Origin of the sequence: Pseudoalteromonas sp. C8, assembly GCF_011378685.1 — a bacterium.
GTDB lineage: Bacteria > Pseudomonadota > Gammaproteobacteria > Enterobacterales > Alteromonadaceae > Pseudoalteromonas > Pseudoalteromonas arctica.
The window spans coordinates 16432-36188 of record NZ_WTKT01000026.1; the positions used below are offsets into that span (position 1 = coordinate 16432).

At 38.6% G+C, this 19757-nt stretch carries 19 protein-coding genes; 15 read left to right on the forward strand and 4 right to left on the reverse strand.

Translation table 11 applies throughout. The annotated features are described in order from the left end of the window. Positions 1-39: 39 nt before the first annotated feature. From gyrB to dnaA, 4 genes are read right to left on the reverse strand one after another with little or no spacing between them, the layout of a single operon-like run. Positions 40-2466 (reverse strand): DNA topoisomerase (ATP-hydrolyzing) subunit B, encoded by a 2427-nt coding sequence (gene gyrB, locus GQR39_RS18600; RefSeq protein ID WP_008172005.1) that lies wholly within the window; start codon positions 2464-2466, stop codon positions 40-42. A 12-nt stretch (positions 2467-2478) separates the two neighbouring features. Next, complete coding sequence (gene recF, locus GQR39_RS18605) at positions 2479-3573, reverse strand: DNA replication/repair protein RecF (protein WP_008138030.1); 1095 nt, start codon at positions 3571-3573, stop codon at positions 2479-2481. A 15-nt stretch (positions 3574-3588) separates the two neighbouring features. Beyond that, complete coding sequence (gene dnaN, locus GQR39_RS18610; RefSeq protein WP_010555149.1) at positions 3589-4692, reverse strand: DNA polymerase III subunit beta; 1104 nt, start codon at positions 4690-4692, stop codon at positions 3589-3591. Between the two features lie 13 nt (positions 4693-4705). Further along, positions 4706-6094, reverse strand: a complete 1389-nt coding sequence (gene dnaA / locus GQR39_RS18615; protein ID WP_010555148.1) for a chromosomal replication initiator protein DnaA — start codon at positions 6092-6094, stop codon at positions 4706-4708. Positions 6095-6612: 518 nt separating this feature from the next. Between dnaA and rpmH the strand changes: the two genes are divergently transcribed. From rpmH to atpH, 15 genes are all read left to right on the forward strand, one after another. Then, complete coding sequence (gene rpmH, locus GQR39_RS18620; protein WP_004335215.1) at positions 6613-6747, forward strand: 50S ribosomal protein L34; 135 nt, start codon at positions 6613-6615, stop codon at positions 6745-6747. Between the two features lie 7 nt (positions 6748-6754). Beyond that, a complete protein-coding gene (gene rnpA, locus GQR39_RS18625; RefSeq protein ID WP_007584204.1) occupies positions 6755-7177 on the forward strand; it encodes a ribonuclease P protein component in 423 nt (140 codons plus the stop codon). Between the two features lie 129 nt (positions 7178-7306). After that, the gene (gene yidD / locus GQR39_RS18630) at positions 7307-7582 is read left to right on the forward strand and encodes a membrane protein insertion efficiency factor YidD (protein ID WP_101216553.1); all 276 of its coding nucleotides are present in this window, start codon (positions 7307-7309) and stop codon (positions 7580-7582) included. A gap of 8 nt (positions 7583-7590) precedes the next feature. After that, positions 7591-9228 carry a membrane protein insertase YidC gene (gene yidC / locus GQR39_RS18635; RefSeq protein WP_165722847.1) on the forward strand — a complete coding sequence of 546 codons (1638 nt, stop codon included), beginning with the start codon at positions 7591-7593 and terminating at the stop codon, positions 9226-9228. Between the two features lie 135 nt (positions 9229-9363). Beyond that, positions 9364-10728 (forward strand): tRNA uridine-5-carboxymethylaminomethyl(34) synthesis GTPase MnmE, encoded by a 1365-nt coding sequence (gene mnmE / locus GQR39_RS18640; RefSeq protein ID WP_007584209.1) that lies wholly within the window; start codon positions 9364-9366, stop codon positions 10726-10728. Between the two features lie 1106 nt (positions 10729-11834). Then, positions 11835-12284, forward strand: a complete 450-nt coding sequence (gene mioC / locus GQR39_RS18645) for an FMN-binding protein MioC (protein ID WP_024591277.1) — start codon at positions 11835-11837, stop codon at positions 12282-12284. A 428-nt stretch (positions 12285-12712) separates the two neighbouring features. Then, positions 12713-14602 carry a tRNA uridine-5-carboxymethylaminomethyl(34) synthesis enzyme MnmG gene (mnmG, locus tag GQR39_RS18650; RefSeq protein WP_007585991.1) on the forward strand — a complete coding sequence of 630 codons (1890 nt, stop codon included), beginning with the start codon at positions 12713-12715 and terminating at the stop codon, positions 14600-14602. Positions 14603-14617: 15 nt separating this feature from the next. Continuing rightward, positions 14618-15238 carry a 16S rRNA (guanine(527)-N(7))-methyltransferase RsmG gene (gene rsmG, locus GQR39_RS18655; protein WP_007585988.1) on the forward strand — a complete coding sequence of 207 codons (621 nt, stop codon included), beginning with the start codon at positions 14618-14620 and terminating at the stop codon, positions 15236-15238. A gap of 14 nt (positions 15239-15252) precedes the next feature. Further along, a complete protein-coding gene (locus GQR39_RS18660) occupies positions 15253-16038 on the forward strand; it encodes a ParA family protein (RefSeq protein ID WP_004335235.1) in 786 nt (261 codons plus the stop codon). A 20-nt stretch (positions 16039-16058) separates the two neighbouring features. Then, positions 16059-16982, forward strand: a complete 924-nt coding sequence (locus tag GQR39_RS18665) for a ParB/RepB/Spo0J family partition protein (protein ID WP_024607965.1) — start codon at positions 16059-16061, stop codon at positions 16980-16982. Positions 16983-17124: 142 nt separating this feature from the next. Further along, positions 17125-17505, forward strand: a complete 381-nt coding sequence (locus tag GQR39_RS18670) for an ATP synthase subunit I (protein WP_007585983.1) — start codon at positions 17125-17127, stop codon at positions 17503-17505. 15 nt (positions 17506-17520) lie between these two features. Further along, entirely contained in the window at positions 17521-18378 is an 858-nt protein-coding gene (atpB, locus tag GQR39_RS18675) for a F0F1 ATP synthase subunit A (RefSeq protein ID WP_165736328.1), read from the forward strand. Positions 18379-18439: 61 nt separating this feature from the next. Continuing rightward, a complete protein-coding gene (atpE, locus tag GQR39_RS18680; protein WP_007585980.1) occupies positions 18440-18682 on the forward strand; it encodes a F0F1 ATP synthase subunit C in 243 nt (80 codons plus the stop codon). A 41-nt stretch (positions 18683-18723) separates the two neighbouring features. Continuing rightward, positions 18724-19194, forward strand: coding sequence for a F0F1 ATP synthase subunit B (gene atpF / locus GQR39_RS18685; RefSeq protein WP_004335264.1), 471 nt, complete (start codon positions 18724-18726; stop codon positions 19192-19194). A 16-nt stretch (positions 19195-19210) separates the two neighbouring features. Next, the gene (atpH, locus tag GQR39_RS18690; protein WP_010555142.1) at positions 19211-19744 is read left to right on the forward strand and encodes a F0F1 ATP synthase subunit delta; all 534 of its coding nucleotides are present in this window, start codon (positions 19211-19213) and stop codon (positions 19742-19744) included. Positions 19745-19757: the final 13 nt, after the last annotated feature.

Here is a 19757-nt window from a genome sequence, read left to right on the forward strand (position 1 = left end):
GGAGCCATTAGGCTCCTTTTTCTATGTAAGCAATATTTTTTACACGTCTAAGTTAACTACACGTAGTGCGTTCTTTTCAATAAACTCACGACGAGGCTCTACTTGGTCACCCATTAAGGTCGCAAATAATTGATCCGCGCCAACAGCATCTTCGATCGTTACTTGTAACATACGGCGAGCACTAGGATCCATTGTGGTCTCCCAAAGCTGGCTTGGGTTCATTTCGCCCAGTCCTTTATAGCGTTGAATATAGATCCCGCGTTTCGATTCTGTGATCAACCATTCCAAAGCATCCACAAAGTTATCAACAGGTTTTGTTTTCTCACCACGTTGAATATATGCACCTTCGCTAAGGATGTTTGCGATGTTAGTACCAGTCACAGCAATGCGTTGGTAGTCACGTGACGCAATAAAGTCATAATGAAGTACGTGTGCTTTATCTACACCGTGCTGACGAATATTCACAACCGGGTAATACATATTACGCTCAGCATCATGCTCTGTACCAGCATGGAAAATAGTCGCATCTTCATCACGTGCAATCAGGTCGTCAACCAACACTTTAGTCCAAGCAATTACTTTAGCTTCATCTGAAAGGTCATCAGTTTTCAATTCTGTTTGATAAATTAAGCGTTCCATTACCGTGTTAGGGTATTTACGCTTTAAACGCTCAATTACTTTAACTGTGTTTTGATAATCGTGAACGATTTCTTCTAGTGCCTCACCTTCAAGAGCTGGTGCATCTGTACTTGCATACAACGCTGCACCATTAAGAGCAAGCGATGTTAGGTATTCAACTAATGCAGGGTCATCTTTAATATAACGCTCCTGCTTACCTTTTTTCACTTTATAAAGTGGTGGTTGAGCAATGTAAATATAGCCGCGTTCTACAATTTCAGGCATTTGGCGATAGAAGAATGTTAATAGTAACGTACGAATGTGAGAACCATCCACGTCCGCATCGGTCATGATGATGATACGGTGGTAACGTAATTTCTCAGGGTTATATTCGTCACGACCAATACCACACCCTAATGCAGTAATTAGTGTTGCTACTTCTTGTGAAGATAACATTTTATCAAAACGTGCTTTTTCTACGTTTAAGATTTTACCTTTAAGCGGAAGAATAGCTTGGTTTTTACGGTTACGTCCCTGCTTGGCTGATCCGCCAGCAGAGTCCCCTTCCACTATATATAGTTCAGATTGGGCAGGATCTTTTTCTTGGCAATCAGCTAGCTTACCAGGTAAGCCTGCTAAGTCCATTGCACCTTTACGACGTGTCATTTCACGGGCTTTACGCGCCGCTTCACGAGCACGTGAGGCATCAATAATCTTACCTACAACAATTTTGGCATCAGTTGGGTTTTCTAATAAAAACTCAGTGAATTTTTCAGCCATTGCTTGTTCAACTGCAGACTTAACTTCACTTGAAACAAGCTTGTCTTTAGTTTGCGATGAGAACTTAGGATCAGGAACTTTAACACTAACAACAGCCGTTAAGCCTTCACGGGCATCATCACCGGTAGCATTGCTGGTTGTTTTAGCTTTTTTGTTAAAGCCTTCTTTTTCCATGTAGTTATTAAGTGTACGTGTTAGCGCTGATCTAAAACCGGCTAAGTGAGTACCACCATCACGTTGTGGAATATTATTTGTGAAACAGTAAATATTTTCTTGGTATGCATCATTCCACTGCATTGATACTTCAACGCTAATACCATCTTCTTCACGTTCGTGAGTAAAATGGAATACACCTTTATGTATAGGTGTTTTATTACGGTTTAAGTATTCAACGAAAGCTTGAATACCGCCTTCGTATTTAAAGTGGTCAGATTTATTTTCTTCACGTTCATCATTTAAAATGATGCTCACACCTGAATTTAGGAATGAAAGCTCGCGTAAACGCTTAGCTAAAATTTCGTAATGAAAATCTAAGTTTGTGAATGTTTCACCACTTGGCCAAAAACGCAGTTCTGTACCAGTCGTGTCTGATTCGCCAATAACAGCTAAAGGTGCATCTGGAACACCCATAGTGTAAAACTGCTCATGAAGTTTACCTTCACGGCGAACTGTAAGTTTTAGCTTTTCTGAAAGTGCATTTACAACAGAAACACCAACACCGTGTAAGCCACCTGATACTTTATAAGAGTTATCATCAAACTTACCACCGGCATGAAGTACCGTCATAATAACTTCGGCTGCTGATACGCCTTCTTCTTCATGGATAGAAGTTGGAATACCACGACCGTTATCTCGTACTGAGACAGAACCGTCTAAGTGAATCGTTACATAAATATCATCACAATGACCTGCTAAGGCTTCATCGATCGAGTTATCAACGACCTCAAACACCATGTGGTGTAAGCCTGTGCCATCATCGGTGTCCCCAATATACATTCCAGGACGCTTTCTTACTGCGTCTAATCCTTTAAGTACTTTAATACTCGACGAGTCATAATTCTCAGACATGGTTAATCCCACTTATCTTGTTATTAGGTTGCCATGTTTCACGTGGAACATTTGTAGTTCTCGTTGCATGGGTTCCACCACAGCAGAAATACTTTCAGACAAAATTGAAGAGATAAAAATTTGAGAACTGCAGTGAGCAAGTAATTGTCCCACTTTCTCTTTTGTATCTTCGCCTAACTCTGAAGGTAGATCATCTATTAGCAATATAGATTGCTTATCTGTCTCTGACTCAATTAAGCTATTTTGCGTAACTTTTAACGCATATAATAGTAACTTCAATTGACCGCGTGAGAATGTATTCTCCACGCTGTTGCCAGCGACACTAAAACTAAAATCGGCCTTATGAGGGCCTTTACTTGTAAACCCTTGGCGAGCATCTCGCTCAAAGTTTTGCTCTAACGCATCTGCAAGAGATTCGGTCTCTTTCCAGCCAGCGTTAAAGGTCATTTCTAAATCACGTACAAGCGTTAATTCTGCACACATTTTATCAAAAAACTGCTGCTTAAACCTACTTATATACGCCAATCTTAATTTATTTATTTCTTCAGCCAGTCTAACAAATTCTTTGTCCCAAAACTTAATTTGGTCAAAATAATTCTTGGGCTTAGTTTTTAACAATGCATTACGTTGTTTAAGTACTTTATTAAACGATTGCCATAAAAAAAAGAACTCATGTTCCACGTGGAACAAACCTAAATCTAAAAACTTTCTGCGCTCTTTAGGCCCACCAAAAAACAAAGAATAGCTCTCTGGTGTAATAATTTGCACTGGCATGAGTTGAGCTAGTTCGGATATTTTACGGCTCGCCTTACCTTGAATTTTTAAATTAGTTTCACCCGTTTGGGTTTTACTAATACCAATTGGAATAGATAAGTCGTGTATTGTTTTGCGCCCGTGAATTACAAACTGCTCTTGCTGATGCGCGATAATACTTTTGTGTTTTGGAGTACGAAAAGATTTGCCGTGAGAAAGGTAATAGATAGCCTCTAAAAGGCTGGTTTTTCCGCTGCCATTTTCACCATATATTATATTAACGCCGTTAACTGGTTCTAGCGTCAGCGCCTCAATATTACGAAAATATTTGAGGCTCAAATGACTTAAGCTCATTATGTATTTATAGTCTTATAAACGCATAGGCATAACAACGTACATTGCTTCTTCATCGCCTGCACCTTCAATTAATGCACTGCTGTTTGAGTCGGCTAATGTAAATAGTACGTCTTCTGTTTTTAATGTGTTTAGTACGTCTAATACGTAAGACACGTTAAACCCTATTTCTAGGTCGGCACCTTCGTAACTTACTTCAACAACTTCTTCAGCTTGTTCTTGCTCTGGGTTGTTGGCCGTAATTTTTAATAAACCATTTGATAAGTTTAAGCGTACGCCACGAAACTTTTCATTAGATAAAATAGACACTCGTTGGAACGCATTACGTAACCATTCTCGGTTAGCTGTAATTACTTTGTCGCCACCACGTGGTAATACACGACGGTAATCTGGAAAACGCCCATCAACCAGTTTACTTGTAAATGTAAACTCAATATCAATAATACGGATATGGTTAGCACCAAACTGAATTGTTACCAATTCATCATCAGCGACCATAAGGCGCATAATTTCTTGCACACCTTTGCGAGGTATAATTAATTGACGTTGAGTATTAAGCGATTGCGTTAATTGCTTTTGCGCTATAGCTAAACGGTGGCCATCTGTTGCTACTGTTTTTATGTCGGTATTATCTACTTCAAACGACATACCATTTAAGTAATAACGTACGTCTTGATTTGCCATCGAAAAATGCGTGCTTTCGAGTAACTTACGAAGCTCTAAACGAGTTAGTTGAAATTCAACCTCTCCGTCCCACTCTTCTAAGTTAGGAAAATCATCAGCCGATAAAGTCGTTAATGAAAAACGGCTTTTACCACTGGTCAAAAGTAATTGATGCTCTTGCAAGCTTAAAGTAATGTCTGAACCATCTGGTAGACTTTTACAAATATCGAGTAACTTTTTAGCGGGTAACGTTAGTTTTGTATCGGCAATATCATCACCTACAAATACGCCAGAAACTAATTCAATTTCAAGGTCAGTACCCGTCATTGAAAGTTGTCCGTTTTCTACCACTAACAAAACGTTAGATAAAATTGGCAACGTGTGTTTGCGCTCTATTGCGCCCGACACTTGCACCAATGGCTTTAAAAATTGTTGTCTTGATATTGTTATTTGCATAATAAAGTCAGCCCTAAGATGACAATGTTCTTATTAAGTTTTGGTAATCTTCTTTAATTTCGTGGCTTTCGTCACGTAGTGATTTTATCTTACGACATGCATGTAATACGGTCGTATGATCGCGCCCACCAAATGCGTCACCAATCTCAGGTAAGCTGTGATTAGTTAATTCTTTAGACAATGCCATAGCTACCTGGCGTGGCCTCGCTATAGAGCGGCTGCGGCGCTTAGATAACAGGTCTGATATACGAATTCGATAGTACTCAGCAACAGTGCGCTGAATATTGTCTATGGTAACCAGTTTATCTTGCAAGGCAAGTAAATCGCGTAGCGCTTCTTTTACAAAATCGATTGAAATAGGACGACCGGTAAAGTTCGCATTAGCGATTACACGGTTAAGTGCACCCTCTAGTTCACGAACATTTGAACGTAATTTTTTGGCAATAAAAAAAGCAACTTCGTGTGGTAAGTTAATCTTACTTTGCTGGGCTTTTTTCATTAAAATAGCAACGCGTGTTTCAAGCTCTGGTGGCTCAATCGCAATTGTTAATCCCCAACCAAAACGTGATTTTAGCCTGTCTTCAACGCCTTCAATCTCTTTAGGGTAACGGTCAGAGGTTAAAATAATTTGTTGGTTGCCTTCAAGCAATGCATTAAAGGTATGAAAAAATTCTTCTTGTGAACGCTCTTTGTTAGCAAAAAATTGAATATCATCAATCATTAATGCATCAACACTACGGTAATAACGCTTAAATTCTTCTATCGCATTATTTTGAAGTGCCTTTACCATGTCTTGAACAAAGCGTTCTGAATGCATGTAAACAATTTTAGCATCTGGCTTATTTGCCATAATGCCATTACCTACTGCATGTAATAAGTGAGTTTTACCTAAACCAGTGCCACCGTATATAAATACAGGGTTAAAAGCAGAGCCAGGATTGTCGGCAACCTGTGTGGCCGCAGCTTTTGCTAATTGGTTTGATTTACCTTCAACAAAGCTATCAAAAGTATAGTTTTCTTTAATGTTAGATTTGTAACCTGACTTAGGTGCAGGTTCAACAACTGGCTTTTGCTCGCGAGGCTGTTGTTTTGCTGAAGCGTGTGCACTTGGTGCCGATTGAGTTTCTATAACCGGTGCAGCTTGTGCATTTAATAAAGGTTTACTACCTACATCAAAACGTAGTTTTGGTGCTTCAACACCACAAATCTCTACTAGTAATTCGTTAATTCTATTTAGGTACTTTTCTCTCACCCAATCAAGCACAAAGCGATTAGGTGCATAAATCGTCAAGGTATCTTCGGTACTTTCTGCTTGTAGCGGTCTTACCCACATACTGAATTGCTGCGAAGGCAGCTCATCTTGCAATACATATAAACAACTTTGCCAAACCGACAGATACACAGTTAAACTCCCAGAGATATAATTTTTATTCCCGCACATCATTAATGATTATAAATCATACATTTATTACGTTCAAATGGTCCAATAAGCGACCCAAGACCGCGTATTATGAAGACACTTTATCCACAAGTAAAAGATTGATTTTTATAAAAATGTTGATATCGATGTATAAAATCATTAACAAGCTGATTTAAAACAGTTTTTATTTTAGATCCTGAGAGGAGATCATAACAAAATAACACCAAGATCGCGAACCAAATTTACGATCCAATTTACTTTTCCCCCGCTTTTATTCACTTTTTATACAGGGGCTGTGGAAAACTTCTTATTTATGATGATCCTAACAGATCGCCTTATATGATCTCTTATATAGTAGTAGGTGGGTTATATACCCTTAACGTAATTATGATTGACTTTACATTACTTACTCTATAATATCTCGCGCTCGCAATGGCACCTATGCCAGGATCGCGACCTGTATAGGATGTTTTAACTTTAACCGATCGGATGAGATTGTTATGAAAAGAACTTTTCAACCTAGCGTTTTAAAACGCAAACGTGCACACGGCTTCCGTGCTCGCATGGCAACTGTAAATGGCCGTAAAGTATTAGCACGTCGCCGCGCTAAAGGCCGCAAAGTTCTTTCTGCTTAATTTATAAGTGGAAGACTTTAGCTTTGGCAGGGAGTTACGTCTGTTAACTCCCTCGCATTACTCTCGCATATTTAATGAACCCGCTCGGGCTGCAACTCCTTTCTTTACTCTATTAGCTAAACCAAATGACCAAGAAAAACCTCGGTTAGGTCTTACTGTTGCTAAAAAACGTGTAAAAAAGGCATGCCAACGAAACCGTATTAAACGTCTCGCTCGCGAAAGTTTTCGTTTAAATCAACACAGCATCGATAATATTGATATTGTGCTTATGGTTAAAAATGGTATTGATGAGCAGTCTAATGAAGAAATAACCAAACAACTTACTAAATTATGGCGAAAAATTAACGAACGCTGTAAACCAGGTGCACCTAAACCGCCACCTTTTAAGAAACGCCCAAACAAATCAGCTAAATCTAACAAACAAACCTAATTGCAATAGAATTGCAGGGTTAATTAATGTATCTTTAGCTCACCTTTTAATCATGCATTTAAATTTTCTAATTGAGTCTTTAAATACATGATATCTATCTCACTAAACTTAAGTAGGGGCATAAACATCATGAGGTTACTTAAACCACTTGTTGCTTTACCAACTTTTTGTTTAGTGTTATTTATCCGCGGTTATCAAAAGTGGATTAGCCCGCTGTTAGGTCCGCATTGTCGTTTTAATCCAACCTGTTCTAGTTATGCTATTCAAGCAATTAAATTGCATGGATCGGTAAAAGGTAGTTGGTTAGCTTTAAAACGCATATTAAAATGCCATCCTTTACATTCAGGCGGAAACGACCCCGTTCCTGAAAAATTAACCCATATTAACCACCAACACGAGAAATAAGAGCTGTTATGGAATCGCAACGCACGTTTTTATTAATTGGCCTAATGCTAGTGTCGTTTTTATTGTTCCAAGAATGGGATAATGATTACAACAAGCCTAAAGTCGATCCAAGTGCCACAACACAAACACTACAAGCAAATTCACCAGAGTCGGATGATTATATTCCTTCATCGTCAGATTCAGAGTTACCTGCTTCAGCAACTTTAGCTAAGCGTTCAGTTATTGAAATTACAACTGACGTTTTTAAAGTTAAAATTGACACCAAAGGCGGTGACATTGTTGAAACAGACCTTCTTCAATACGAAGAGACAAAAGGCAGTGAAACGCCTTATATGCTTCTTGGTCAGCTTGATGGTGGCAAACAATACTTTTCACAAAGTGGCTTAATTGGCTTAAATGGCCCTGACGCATCAGCTAACGGTCGCCCTACTTACAATACCGAACAAAAGTCATATACCTTAACGGGTGATGAGCTTCGCGTTCCACTTCAGTTTACCGATAGTAATGGTGTTAGTTTTACTAAAACGTATGTATTCAAAAAAGGTCAGTATGACGTAGGCTTAGAATACAAAATTAACAACACTACCAGCGCACCTCTTCAAGTACAGCTATACACGCAAATTAAGCGTACCGTACAAGAAAAAGGTAGCATGGTTGATCAAAACTATTTAGGTGCAGCATACGGTACTGATGAAGAAAAATACGAAAAGTATAGTTTTTCAGATATGGCTGATAAAAACCTAAATAAAAGCACACAAGGTGGTTACGTTGCCTTTATTCAACATTACTTTGTAAGTGCTTGGGTTCCAATGCAAGATCAATCAAATACACTTTATAGCTTAATTACAAAAAGTAATGCCGCTATTATTGGTGCTAAAGATCCCGCTGTAAATATTCAAGCTGGTAGTGAGCAAATACTAACTGCTACTTATTATATGGGCCCGAAAGAATCAGATATTCTTGAAGCGATTCACCCAGACCTAGACCTAACCGTAGATTACGGTTGGTTATTTTTTATCTCGCAACCTTTATTTGTATTGCTAAAATGGCTACACAGCATTTTAGGTAACTGGGGTGTAGCAATTATTGCCATCACTATTATCGTTAAATCGTTAATGTATCCACTTACTAAAGCGCAATACACTTCAATGGCAAAAATGCGTGCCCTACAGCCTAAAATGGCAGCCCTTAAAGAAAAGTTTGGTGATGACCGTCAAAAGTTCGGTCAAGCGACTATGGAAATGTACAAAAAAGAAAAAGTTAACCCAATGGGTGGCTGTTTCCCTATTTTGCTACAAATGCCAATTTTCTTAGCCTTGTTCTACGTATTCTTAGAGTCTACTGAACTTCGCCATGCTGAATTCATTTTTTGGTTAACTGACCTTTCTGCGAAAGACCCGTACTACGTATTGCCAATATTATTTGGTGCGAGTATGTTTGTGACGCAAAAGCTACAACCTATGACGGTTACTGATCCAATGCAGCAAAAAATGATGACCTTTATGCCGGTTATCTTCTCTGTATTCTTCTTATGGTTCCCATCTGGTTTAGTTCTTTACTGGTTAGTGTCTAACCTTATTTCTATTGTCCAGATGTTAATCATCTACCGTGGCATGGAAAAGAAAGGAATTAAAGTAAGAGGCTAACTAAGCTCCTACTTATATAAAGGCGACTTCGGTCGCCTTTTTTATTGCCTGTTTTTCACCACAGCTATTCGCTACAAATAAATCGATAGGTTACAATACGGGCATAAAGTTACTCATCGTTGGCAAATTAATAGCATGATCAATCAAGATACAATTGCAGCACAAGCAACAGCACCTGGACGTGGTGGTGTTGGTATTATTCGCGTTTCAGGTAGCCTTGCTAAAAGTGTCGCCGAAAAAGTAGTTGGTAAAATACCTAAAGTTCGCTACGCCGATTATGTGCCATTTAAAAGCCTTGCTGGCGAGCAACTTGATCAAGGTATTGCCATTTACTTTGCAGGTCCTAACTCATTTACTGGTGAAGACGTACTTGAATTACAAGGCCACGGCGGTCCTGTAGTACTGGATATGTTACTTAAAGAAATTAGTAAAATAGAGGGCGTTCGTTTAGCAAAGCCTGGTGAGTTTTCTGAGCGCGCATTTATGAATGACAAGCTTGATTTAACACAAGCAGAAGCCATCGCCGACTTAATTAATGCCACTAGCGAGCAAGCCGCTAAAAGCGCCCTACAGTCTCTCCAAGGTGAATTTTCTAAGCACATAGAAACACTCGTAGAAAAAGTAATTCACTTACGTATGTATGTAGAAGCGGCAATAGATTTTCCTGATGAAGAAATTGATTTTTTATCAGATGGTAAAGTGTCAGGCGACTTAGACGCGATTATTACTCAGCTTAACACTGTAACCAACCAAGCCAAGCAGGGCAGCATCATGCGCGAAGGTATGCGTGTTGTTATTGCAGGTCGCCCTAATGCGGGTAAATCAAGCCTGCTTAACGCTCTAGCCGGTCGTGAAGCCGCAATCGTAACAGAAATAGCCGGTACCACTCGCGACGTACTACGAGAGCATATACATATAGATGGTATGCCACTGCATATTATAGATACAGCAGGCCTACGCGAAAGCCCAGACAGAGTAGAACAAATAGGTATTGAGCGTGCATGGGATGAAATAAACCAAGCCGATCGCGTTTTATTTATGCTTGATGGCACTGATACTATAGATACTGACCCGCACAAAATTTGGCCTGAATTTATGGCAAAATTACCAGAAGGTATGGGGGTTACGGTCATCAGAAATAAAGCTGATTTATCGGGCGACATAGTCGGAATGGAGCAAGAGCAACAATACCCGGTCATCAGCTTAAGTGCTAAAAATGCTGACGGTATTGAACTTGTTCGCGAGCATTTAAAGGCTTGTATAGGTTTTCAAGGCGCAACAGAAGGTGGCTTTATGGCGCGCCGTCGTCATTTGGATGCACTAGAAAGTGCTGCGTATCATTTAGAAACGGGTAAAACACAGTTAGAAATGCACATTGCTGGTGAAATACTCGCTGAAGAACTGCGTTTAACACAGCAGTATTTGAATGAAATTACAGGTGAATTTACCTCAGACGACTTACTTGGCAAAATATTTAGCTCGTTTTGTATTGGTAAATAAACACCCTATTACAGATATATTTTTATTATAAGAGCACTTAGGTGCTCTTTTTTTATGTAAAATATTCTGCTGTAAAATATGTATTTATACACCTGATGCCTGCAAATTACTGCCAATAAAATCATATCCAAAACTACCTTTGTTACGTGCTAAGAGAGGTCAGATTATATAAAGTAGGCAATACTGAGAGTGCTTATTGGGGGAATTAATAGCACAAATTACACCTATTATTAAGGCTAAAACCGATGCCTTTTCAAACAACCGCACGCTTTAATAGCATTATATGTCATACAAAAAGTAGTTATAAATGGCTTCCTTATACTTACTTTAGCTCACAAAAATGCACTAAAACACACCTCATACACGCAAAAAATAATGCTATTCGCTCAATTAAAGAGCTAAAAAACACTGATTAGTACTCTAAAAAGCTTACTTTTGACAACATATAATTTGATAATCACCGTGATTTTTAAATAAAATAACTCAACTGTTAAGTATTCAACACTTTTGATCTGCTAACTCCACCAGCAAAATTAATAAAAATAGCAGCTCTAAATTCGCATAAAATTAAAAATACCGAGATCACTTATCCACAATACCTAATTTTCAGCTCAAATAAATACCAAAACTAGGTAAATCAGTCGCAAAAACCTCATGATCAATTGTAATTTATCTATTTATGAACTTATTTTTAATTAATTTCATTAGATCTGCTTTATTAGATCATTTTTAAAAATTATTTTCGATCTAAATTTAAGGTTATCAACAGGCTTTATATCCACATTATGATCAATATGTATTTTAAATTGAGATATTTACAATTTAATTTTTTACTGACAAGTAATATCAATAACTTAGCGAATATAAAACAACCTAAAAAAACAGTTTAAGCAGAGCTTTCCCCACTGTTATCAACAACTTGATCAGAAGATTACACTTAAAGATAATTTGTTAAACACTATATTATCAACAACTTAAAGACACAATTTTGAATGAGTGTAAAATTACCGCAAAAATAGTTATACAAAAAAGCACTCTTAACTTTACTGTTATCCTCACTCAGTTATCATAGGCGGCAATTATAACCAATGTGATCACTAATATTCATGAGTTCAGTAAATCTTATTGTCGGCAGCCAAATGGGATCAGCCGAGTATGTTGCAGAGCAATTAAGCGACGCGCTTAATAACCTTGGTATTACTACGCAACTACATGATCAACCTGAATTTAGCGATATTGATCAGCAAAATACCATTTGGTTAATCTGCACATCAACTTATGGTGCAGGTGATTACCCTGAAAATCTTATTAGTTTTGTTGAAGATGTAACTCAAGCAGATGATTTATCTGAATTAAAATATTCAGTAATAGCTTTAGGCGACACTAGTTATGACACTTATAACCTAGCAGGACGTAATATAGATGCCTTATTAACTCAAAAAGGCGCTATAAAAGTAGCAGAACGTTTAGAGCTTAATATTCTCGATGAAGCACTACCAGAAGACACTGCATTAACATGGTTAGACTCTTGGATAGCTCAAACAGGCATAAAATAGATAGATCAAGTAAAAAGTTATATATAAAGTTACCCACAATTTACTAATAATTTACTAGGTTTTGTGGATAAAGATTGAATAAACTGCGTTTTAAAGCATGCTTATCCATTGGATAAGATCCAACTGATTCAACCCTGTGCATAAAGTGCCTTTTTGATCAGAGCTTATTTGCTGGATGATCCGATCATATTAACACCTTTAGATCTGATCTAATTTCATGTTTTAAATGAAGATCTAAACCTTATCAACAGAAAAGTCGATCAGTAGTAGTAATAGTAATAAAAGATCTCTTTAAAAGATCCTTTATATTATTAGAGATCACATACTTAGATCTTGCCCTTTGTTTAATCATTTATCTTCTGCCAATTTCTAGGTAGAATACGCTCCCTTTTGAAGTTTACCGGTTTGATTTAAGTAGGATCCCATTAATGATTTTTCACGAAAATTTTGACGTTATCGTAGTAGGTGGTGGACATGCTGGCACTGAAGCCGCATTAGCAGCTGCCCGTATGGGGATGAATACCCTGCTACTGACTCACAATATGGATACCCTTGGTCAAATGTCTTGCAACCCAGCAATTGGTGGGATTGGCAAAGGTCATTTGGTAAAAGAGATCGACGCGCTTGGTGGTGCAATGGCACAGGCCATTGATAAAGGCGGGATCCAATTTCGTACACTAAATTCTTCAAAAGGACCTGCTGTTCGTGCTACTCGAGCACAAGCAGATCGTGCTTTGTACAAAGCGGCTATTCAAACAACATTACAAAACCAAGATAACCTTAAGATTTTTCAACAATCATGTGATGATCTTATTGTTGAAAACGATCGTGTTACTGGCGTAGTAACTCAAATGGGTTTACGTTTTAGTGCACCAAGTGTTGTTTTAACCGTGGGTACTTTTTTAGGCGGCTTAATTCATATTGGTTTAGAAAATTATAAAGGCGGTCGTGCAGGCGATCCTCCTTCAATCGCTTTAGCTGATCGCTTACGTGAACATCCATTTAGAGTTGATCGTTTAAAAACAGGTACACCTCCACGTATTGATGCACGTACTGTTGATTTTACAAAAATGGAAGCACAGCCAGGTGATACACCAACTCCTGTGTTTTCGTTTATGGGTAAACAATCAGATCACCCACAACAGATACCGTGTTACATAACTTACACAAACGAAAAAACACATGATGTTATTCGTAAAAACTTACATCGCTCACCTATGTACTCGGGTGTAATTGAAGGTATTGGTCCACGTTACTGCCCTTCAATTGAAGATAAAATTGTTCGTTTTGCAGATAAAGATAAACATCAAATATTTGTTGAGCCTGAAGGTTTAACATCATACGAATTATACCCAAATGGTATTTCGACTAGTTTACCGTTTGATGTACAACTTGAAATTGTGCAATCGATTACAGGTTTTGAAAATGCACATATTTGTCGACCTGGTTACGCAATTGAATATGATTACTTTGATCCACGTGATTTAAAACAATCTTTAGAAACTAAATTTATTGAAGGTTTATTTTTTGCGGGTCAAATTAACGGTACTACCGGCTATGAAGAAGCGGGTGCACAAGGCTTAATTGCAGGTATGAATGCTGCACTAAAAGTACAAGGCAAAGATTCTTGGACACCACGTCGTGATGAAGCTTACGTTGGTGTATTAATCGACGACTTAGCAACACTGGGTACAAAAGAACCATACCGCATGTTTACCAGTCGTGCCGAATACCGTTTATTACTTCGTGAAGATAATGCTGATATTCGTTTAACTGAAAAAGGCCGTGAGCTAGGTTTAGTTAATGACGAACGCTGGCAGGCATTTAACGAAAAAATGGAAGTAATCGAAAAAGAGAAGCAACGCATTAAAGATACGTGGATTCATAAAGATCACGCCGTTGTAGATCAAGTAAATGCATTACTGAAAACACCGCTTACACGTGAAGCAAGTTTAGAAGAATTACTTCGTCGCCCAGAGATTCGTTATAACGATCTTATGGCTATAGAAGGATTAGGATCTGAATTTACAAACAAAGCGGCACTTGAACAAGTTGAGATCCATACTAAGTACGCAGGTTATATTGCGCGTCAACAAGATGAGATCAACAAACAGCTTCGTCATGAGCAAACAATTTTACCAAAAGAGTTTGATTATAAAACCGTATCTGGTTTGTCAAATGAGGTAGTTGCCAAGCTTATTGAGTCGCGTCCTGACACTATTGGTCAAGCATCGCGTATTTCTGGTATCACCCCAGCGGCGATTTCGCTATTATTAGTGTATCTGAAGAAGCAAGGCTTATTACGCAAATCCGCGTAACGGTAAGGGTACATAGTGTTACAGCAACAATTAACTACATTGTTAGCGCAAACTGATATTGCGCTAACAGAAAAACAACAGCAACAGCTAGTTCGTTACGTCGAGTTATTGAATAAGTGGAATAAGGCTTATAACTTAACCTCAGTACGCTTACCTGAAGAAATGATGATTAAGCATATTATGGATAGCTTAGTTGTTGCGCCTCACTTACCCGGTCATCATTATATTGATGTTGGAACGGGTCCTGGATTACCGGGTATCGTATTAGCAATTGCATTACCTAATACACATTTTGTGTTATTAGATAGCTTAGGTAAACGTGTACGATTTTTAATGCATGTTAAACATGAGCTTGGTCTTGATAATGTAACCCCGGTTCAGTCAAGAGTTGAAGAATATCAACCAAGTGTTAAATTAGACGGCGTACTAAGTCGTGCTTTTGCTTCATTACAAGATATGGTTGACTGGTGTTCGCACTTAATCGATCATTCGGGTAAATTTATAGCACTTAAAGGCGTGTTCCCTAGCGAAGAGCTAGAGTCACTACCTGCAGGCGTTAAGTTTGAGCAAAAAATTGCATTAGAAGTACCTAATTTAGATGCACAACGACATTTAATTATTCTTTCTAAAGACTAGGGATCAGAGACACCGTGGCAAAAGTCATCGCATTAGCAAATCAAAAAGGTGGAGTGGGTAAAACTACAACCGCTGTTAACCTCGCTGCGTCTATGGCTGCAACGAAACGTAAAGTGCTGTTAATTGATCTCGATCCGCAAGGTAATGCGACTATGGGTAGTGGCGTAGATAAATATGGCGACGTGCCAACTATTTACGACCTACTTATTGAAGATAAACCTATAGAAGACGTTATCATTAAAGAAACGTCTGGTGAATACCATATGATTGCTGCAAACGGTGATGTAACCGCTGCAGAAGTTAAATTGATGGAATTATTTGCCCGTGAAGTGCGTTTACGTAATGCACTTGAAAAAATTCAGGACCAGTACGAATTTATTTTTATCGACTGTCCACCCTCTCTAAATATGTTAACTGTTAATGCAATGGCCGCAGCTGATTCTATTTTAGTGCCAATGCAGTGTGAGTATTATGCACTTGAAGGGTTAACCGCATTAATGGATACGATTACGCAGCTTGCTAAGTTAGTGAATCCTAGCTTACAAATTGAAGGCATACTTCGTACTATGTACGACCCGCGTAACCGTTTGGCAAATGATGTATCAGAACAATTAAAACAACATTTTGGCGATAAAGTATACCGTACGGTGATCCCGCGTAATGTTCGTTTAGCTGAAGCACCTAGTTTTGGTACTCCTGCTATGTACTATGACCGGGCATCAAGTGGCGCTAAAGCATATTTAGCACTCGCTGGTGAAATGTTACGCAGAAAAGAAAAAACAGCGTCCGTTGTCGCCTAACTTTGAGGTAAAAAAATAACATGTCTGCTAAAAAACGAGGTTTAGGCCGAGGACTCGATGCACTTTTAAGTTCGTCAAAGCCTGCACCAAGCCCAAGCAAGGAACAAGACACATCAAACGTTTCTGAGGCTGTGCAAAATGCCGCGGCTAATAATAGTGAATTACAAAAACTCCCAATAGAGTTTTTACACTCTGGTAAATACCAACCTCGTAAAGACATGTCTGAAGAGGCGCTAGAAGAGCTTGCTAGTTCTATTCGCTCACAAGGTATTATTCAACCTATTGTTGTGCGCCCTATTGCACACAATAGCTTTGAAATTATTGCTGGTGAGCGTCGTTGGCGCGCAGCGCAAATAGCTAAGCTTGAAACAGTGCCTTGTATTATTAAAGATGTACCTGATGAAGCTGCCGTTGCGATTGCACTGATAGAAAATATTCAGCGTGAAGATTTAAATGCCATGGAAGAAGCAGTTGCACTTAATCGTTTGCTAATAGAATTTGAATTAACACATCAGCAAGTAGCAGACGCGGTGGGTAAATCACGTACGACTGTAACTAACTTACTGCGTTTAAATAACTTAAATAGTGATGTAAAAATTCTGTTAGAACATGGCGATATTGAAATGGGCCATGCTCGTTGCCTGTTAGCCCTTGAAGGTGAAGCGCAGTCAGATGCTGCTCGTTTAGCTGTAGCTAAAGCATTAACAGTTCGAGAAACTGAAAAGCTCGTACGTTCAATTTTAGAACCTTTACCTGCTAAAGAAATAACCGAAAAAGATCCAGATGTTAAGCAGTTAGAACAACAACTCGCTGAAAATCTAGGTGCTAAAGTAGAGATTAACTACAATAAAAAAGGCAAAGGTAAACTGGTTATTTCGTATACTAACCTAGATGAACTTGACGGCATTTTAAATCGTATCAATCACGACAATACCCACCATTAGTTTTCTACATGTCTAAAAAGGGACATTTGTAGCTATTTCGTGTTACAAAGCATCTACTCAAGTTGCAAAACTGGCAGGATTAAGTATAATTTCGCCAGTTTTCACACCCTAACAATTAGAACGCAATAAAGGTTAACTAAACGTGACTGATAAGTTAGCGAGTCCATATCGACTTGCCGTATTAAAGTTAATTTGCCTTCAGGGTGTTGTAGCATTAGTTGCTGCTGTAATTATTTTTTTTAGTTCGGGAGTCAATGCCTCGCTTTCATCACTCGCTGGTGGAGCTGTAGCAGTACTTCCGCACTTTGTATTTGCACTTTATGCATTCAGATATATGGGTGCAAGTCGAGCAAATCAAGCGTATGCCTCGTTGAAACGCGGCAACGGATTAAAGTTTATGCTAACAATTGTATTGTTTGCGCTAGTACTGAAGCATTTTCCGGTAATTTTATTACCCTTTTTTAGTACTTATATACTGGCGCTCTTTACTGGATTGTTCGCACCCGTTTTTTTTAAACATTAACTTTTGGGATATAACATGGCAGCAGAAGAAGTTACTCTATCTGGCCATATCCAGCACCATTTGACCAATGCTAAGATGTGTTCGACCGATACAGGTCTCGCCTTCAATAAAGCATGTACGGACAGTGGATTCTGGACATGGCATATAGATACCCTTGCATGGTCTATCGGTTTAGGTCTTATATTTTTATGGATCTTTCGTAGTGCCGCTAAAAAATCAACACTAGGTGTACCTGGAAAATTTCAGTGTTTTATTGAAATAATCGTAGAATTTGTTGGTGACAACGTACGCGATACTTTCCATGGTAAAAGCAAGCTTATTGCACCATTAGCCTTAACGATTTTCGTTTGGGTGTTCTTAATGAACTTAATGGATTTAATACCAGTTGATTTCCTTCCAGCATTTGCAGGTTTCGTTGGTGAGACTGCATTTGGTATGGATTCTCACGATGTGTACATGAAAATTGTACCAACGACTGACATTAATATGACTTCAGCGCTAGCGCTGGGTGTATTTATACTAATGGTTGGCTTTTCAATCAAAATAAAAGGTATTGGCGGGTTTATTAAAGAGTTAACGCTTCATCCGTTCAACTCAAATAACATGTTTGTTCAAATTATTTTGATACCATTTAACTTATTACTTGAACTGATTGCACTCGTTTCTAAACCGTTTTCATTAGCACTACGTTTGTTTGGTAACTTATATGCTGGTGAGTTGATTTTCATCTTGATCGGCGCTATCGGTTTTATGCAACTACCGTTGCACTTTGTTTGGGCTGTATTCCACATTCTAGTTATTACATTGCAAGCATTCTTATTCATGATGCTTACGATTGTATACCTAAGCATGGCAAGTTCAGATAATCACTAATTTTTAGATTTACAATTTTACTTTTACTTTTAACTTTACAATTGAAACTTTGGAGAAATAAATGGAAGCTTTAGAATTATTAACAGGCTTAAAATACATCGCAGTAGCTTTACTAATCGGTTTTGGTGCAATCGGCACAGCAATCGGTTTTGGTAACATGGGCGGTAAATTCCTTGAAGCATGTGCGCGTCAACCTGAGCTTGCACCTTCGCTACAAGTTAAGATGTTTATTCTTGCTGGTCTAATCGATGCTGTAGCAATGATTGGTGTTGGTATCGCTATGGTATTGTTGTTCGTACTTTAATTTTATTCTTTGAACAGCTTACTATTTAAGGAGGAGCGGTTGTGAATTTAAACGCCACTCTTATCGGTGAATTGATTGCGTTTACGGTGTTCGTATTATTTTGTATGAAATACGTATGGCCACCACTAAACGGTGCAATTGAAGCTCGCCAGAAAAAAATCGAAGATGGTTTAGCTGCCTCTGATAGAGCCGAAAAAGACTTAGAACTTGCGCAAAAGAAAGCTGCTGAACAGCTTAAAGATGCAAAAGCTCAAGCGGCTGATATCATTGATCAAGCTAAAAAGCGTGCAGTGCTAATTGTTGACGAAGAAACACTTCGTGGTCAACAAGAGCGTGAAAGTATCATTGCTCAAGGGCACTCTGAAGTTGAGTCTGAACGTAATCGCATAACAGAAGAACTACGTAAGCAAGTAGCAACTCTGGCAGTGATTGGCGCAGAACGTATTTTAGAGCGTGAAATTAATCAAGCCGCACATAGTGACATCGTTGAAAAACTTGTCGCTGAGCTGTAATTAGGAGGGTATGAGCATGTCTAATTTGACTACTATCGCTCGCCCATACGCTAAAGCGGCTTTTGAACTTGCCGTTGAGAAAGGCACTCTAGAAAGCTGGAATGATATGTTGTTCTTTGCAGGCCATGTAGCCAGCAATGAGCAAGCATCGTCTGTTTTAGCGAGTATGCCTACAGCTACTGCACAAGCTGAATTATTTATTCAACTTTGTGCTGAGCAGCTCAACGAACAAGGTCAGAACCTAGTTAAGGTGATGGCTGAAAATGGACGTTTGACAGCTCTACCTGAAGTTGCACAGTTATTTGCTGAATTTAAAGCAGAATACGATAAAGAAATCGAAGTAGATGTGATTTCTGCAACTCCTCTTGTTGCGCAGCAACAAGAGTCATTGGTAGCGGCACTTGAAAAACGTTTCGCACGCAAAGTTAAGCTGAATTGTAGTGAAGACGCGTCAGTGGTTGGTGGACTTATTATTAGGTCTGGCGACACTGTAATCGACGGTACTATTCGCGGTAAATTAAACCGCTTAGCTACAACACTACAATCGTAATTGGGAAAAAGAG

What these genes read in the sequence shown, in the direction of transcription:
- atpE (WP_007585980.1), top strand. Translation starts at nt 18,440, where the DNA reads ATGGAAGCTTTAGAATTATTAACAGGCTTAAAATACATCGCAGTAGCT.
- gyrB (WP_008172005.1), bottom strand. Translation starts at nt 2,466, where the DNA reads ATGTCTGAGAATTATGACTCGTCGAGTATTAAAGTACTTAAAGGATTA.
- mnmG (WP_007585991.1), top strand. Translation starts at nt 12,713, where the DNA reads ATGATTTTTCACGAAAATTTTGACGTTATCGTAGTAGGTGGTGGACAT.
- mioC (WP_024591277.1), top strand. Translation starts at nt 11,835, where the DNA reads ATGAGTTCAGTAAATCTTATTGTCGGCAGCCAAATGGGATCAGCCGAG.
- recF (WP_008138030.1), bottom strand. Translation starts at nt 3,573, where the DNA reads ATGAGCTTAAGTCATTTGAGCCTCAAATATTTTCGTAATATTGAGGCG.
- GQR39_RS18665 (WP_024607965.1), top strand. Translation starts at nt 16,059, where the DNA reads ATGTCTGCTAAAAAACGAGGTTTAGGCCGAGGACTCGATGCACTTTTA.
- dnaN (WP_010555149.1), bottom strand. Translation starts at nt 4,692, where the DNA reads ATGCAAATAACAATATCAAGACAACAATTTTTAAAGCCATTGGTGCAA.
- atpB (WP_165736328.1), top strand. Translation starts at nt 17,521, where the DNA reads ATGGCAGCAGAAGAAGTTACTCTATCTGGCCATATCCAGCACCATTTG.
- rpmH (WP_004335215.1), top strand. Translation starts at nt 6,613, where the DNA reads ATGAAAAGAACTTTTCAACCTAGCGTTTTAAAACGCAAACGTGCACAC.
- yidD (WP_101216553.1), top strand. Translation starts at nt 7,307, where the DNA reads ATGAGGTTACTTAAACCACTTGTTGCTTTACCAACTTTTTGTTTAGTG.
- mnmE (WP_007584209.1), top strand. Translation starts at nt 9,364, where the DNA reads ATGATCAATCAAGATACAATTGCAGCACAAGCAACAGCACCTGGACGT.
- yidC (WP_165722847.1), top strand. Translation starts at nt 7,591, where the DNA reads ATGGAATCGCAACGCACGTTTTTATTAATTGGCCTAATGCTAGTGTCG.
- atpH (WP_010555142.1), top strand. Translation starts at nt 19,211, where the DNA reads ATGTCTAATTTGACTACTATCGCTCGCCCATACGCTAAAGCGGCTTTT.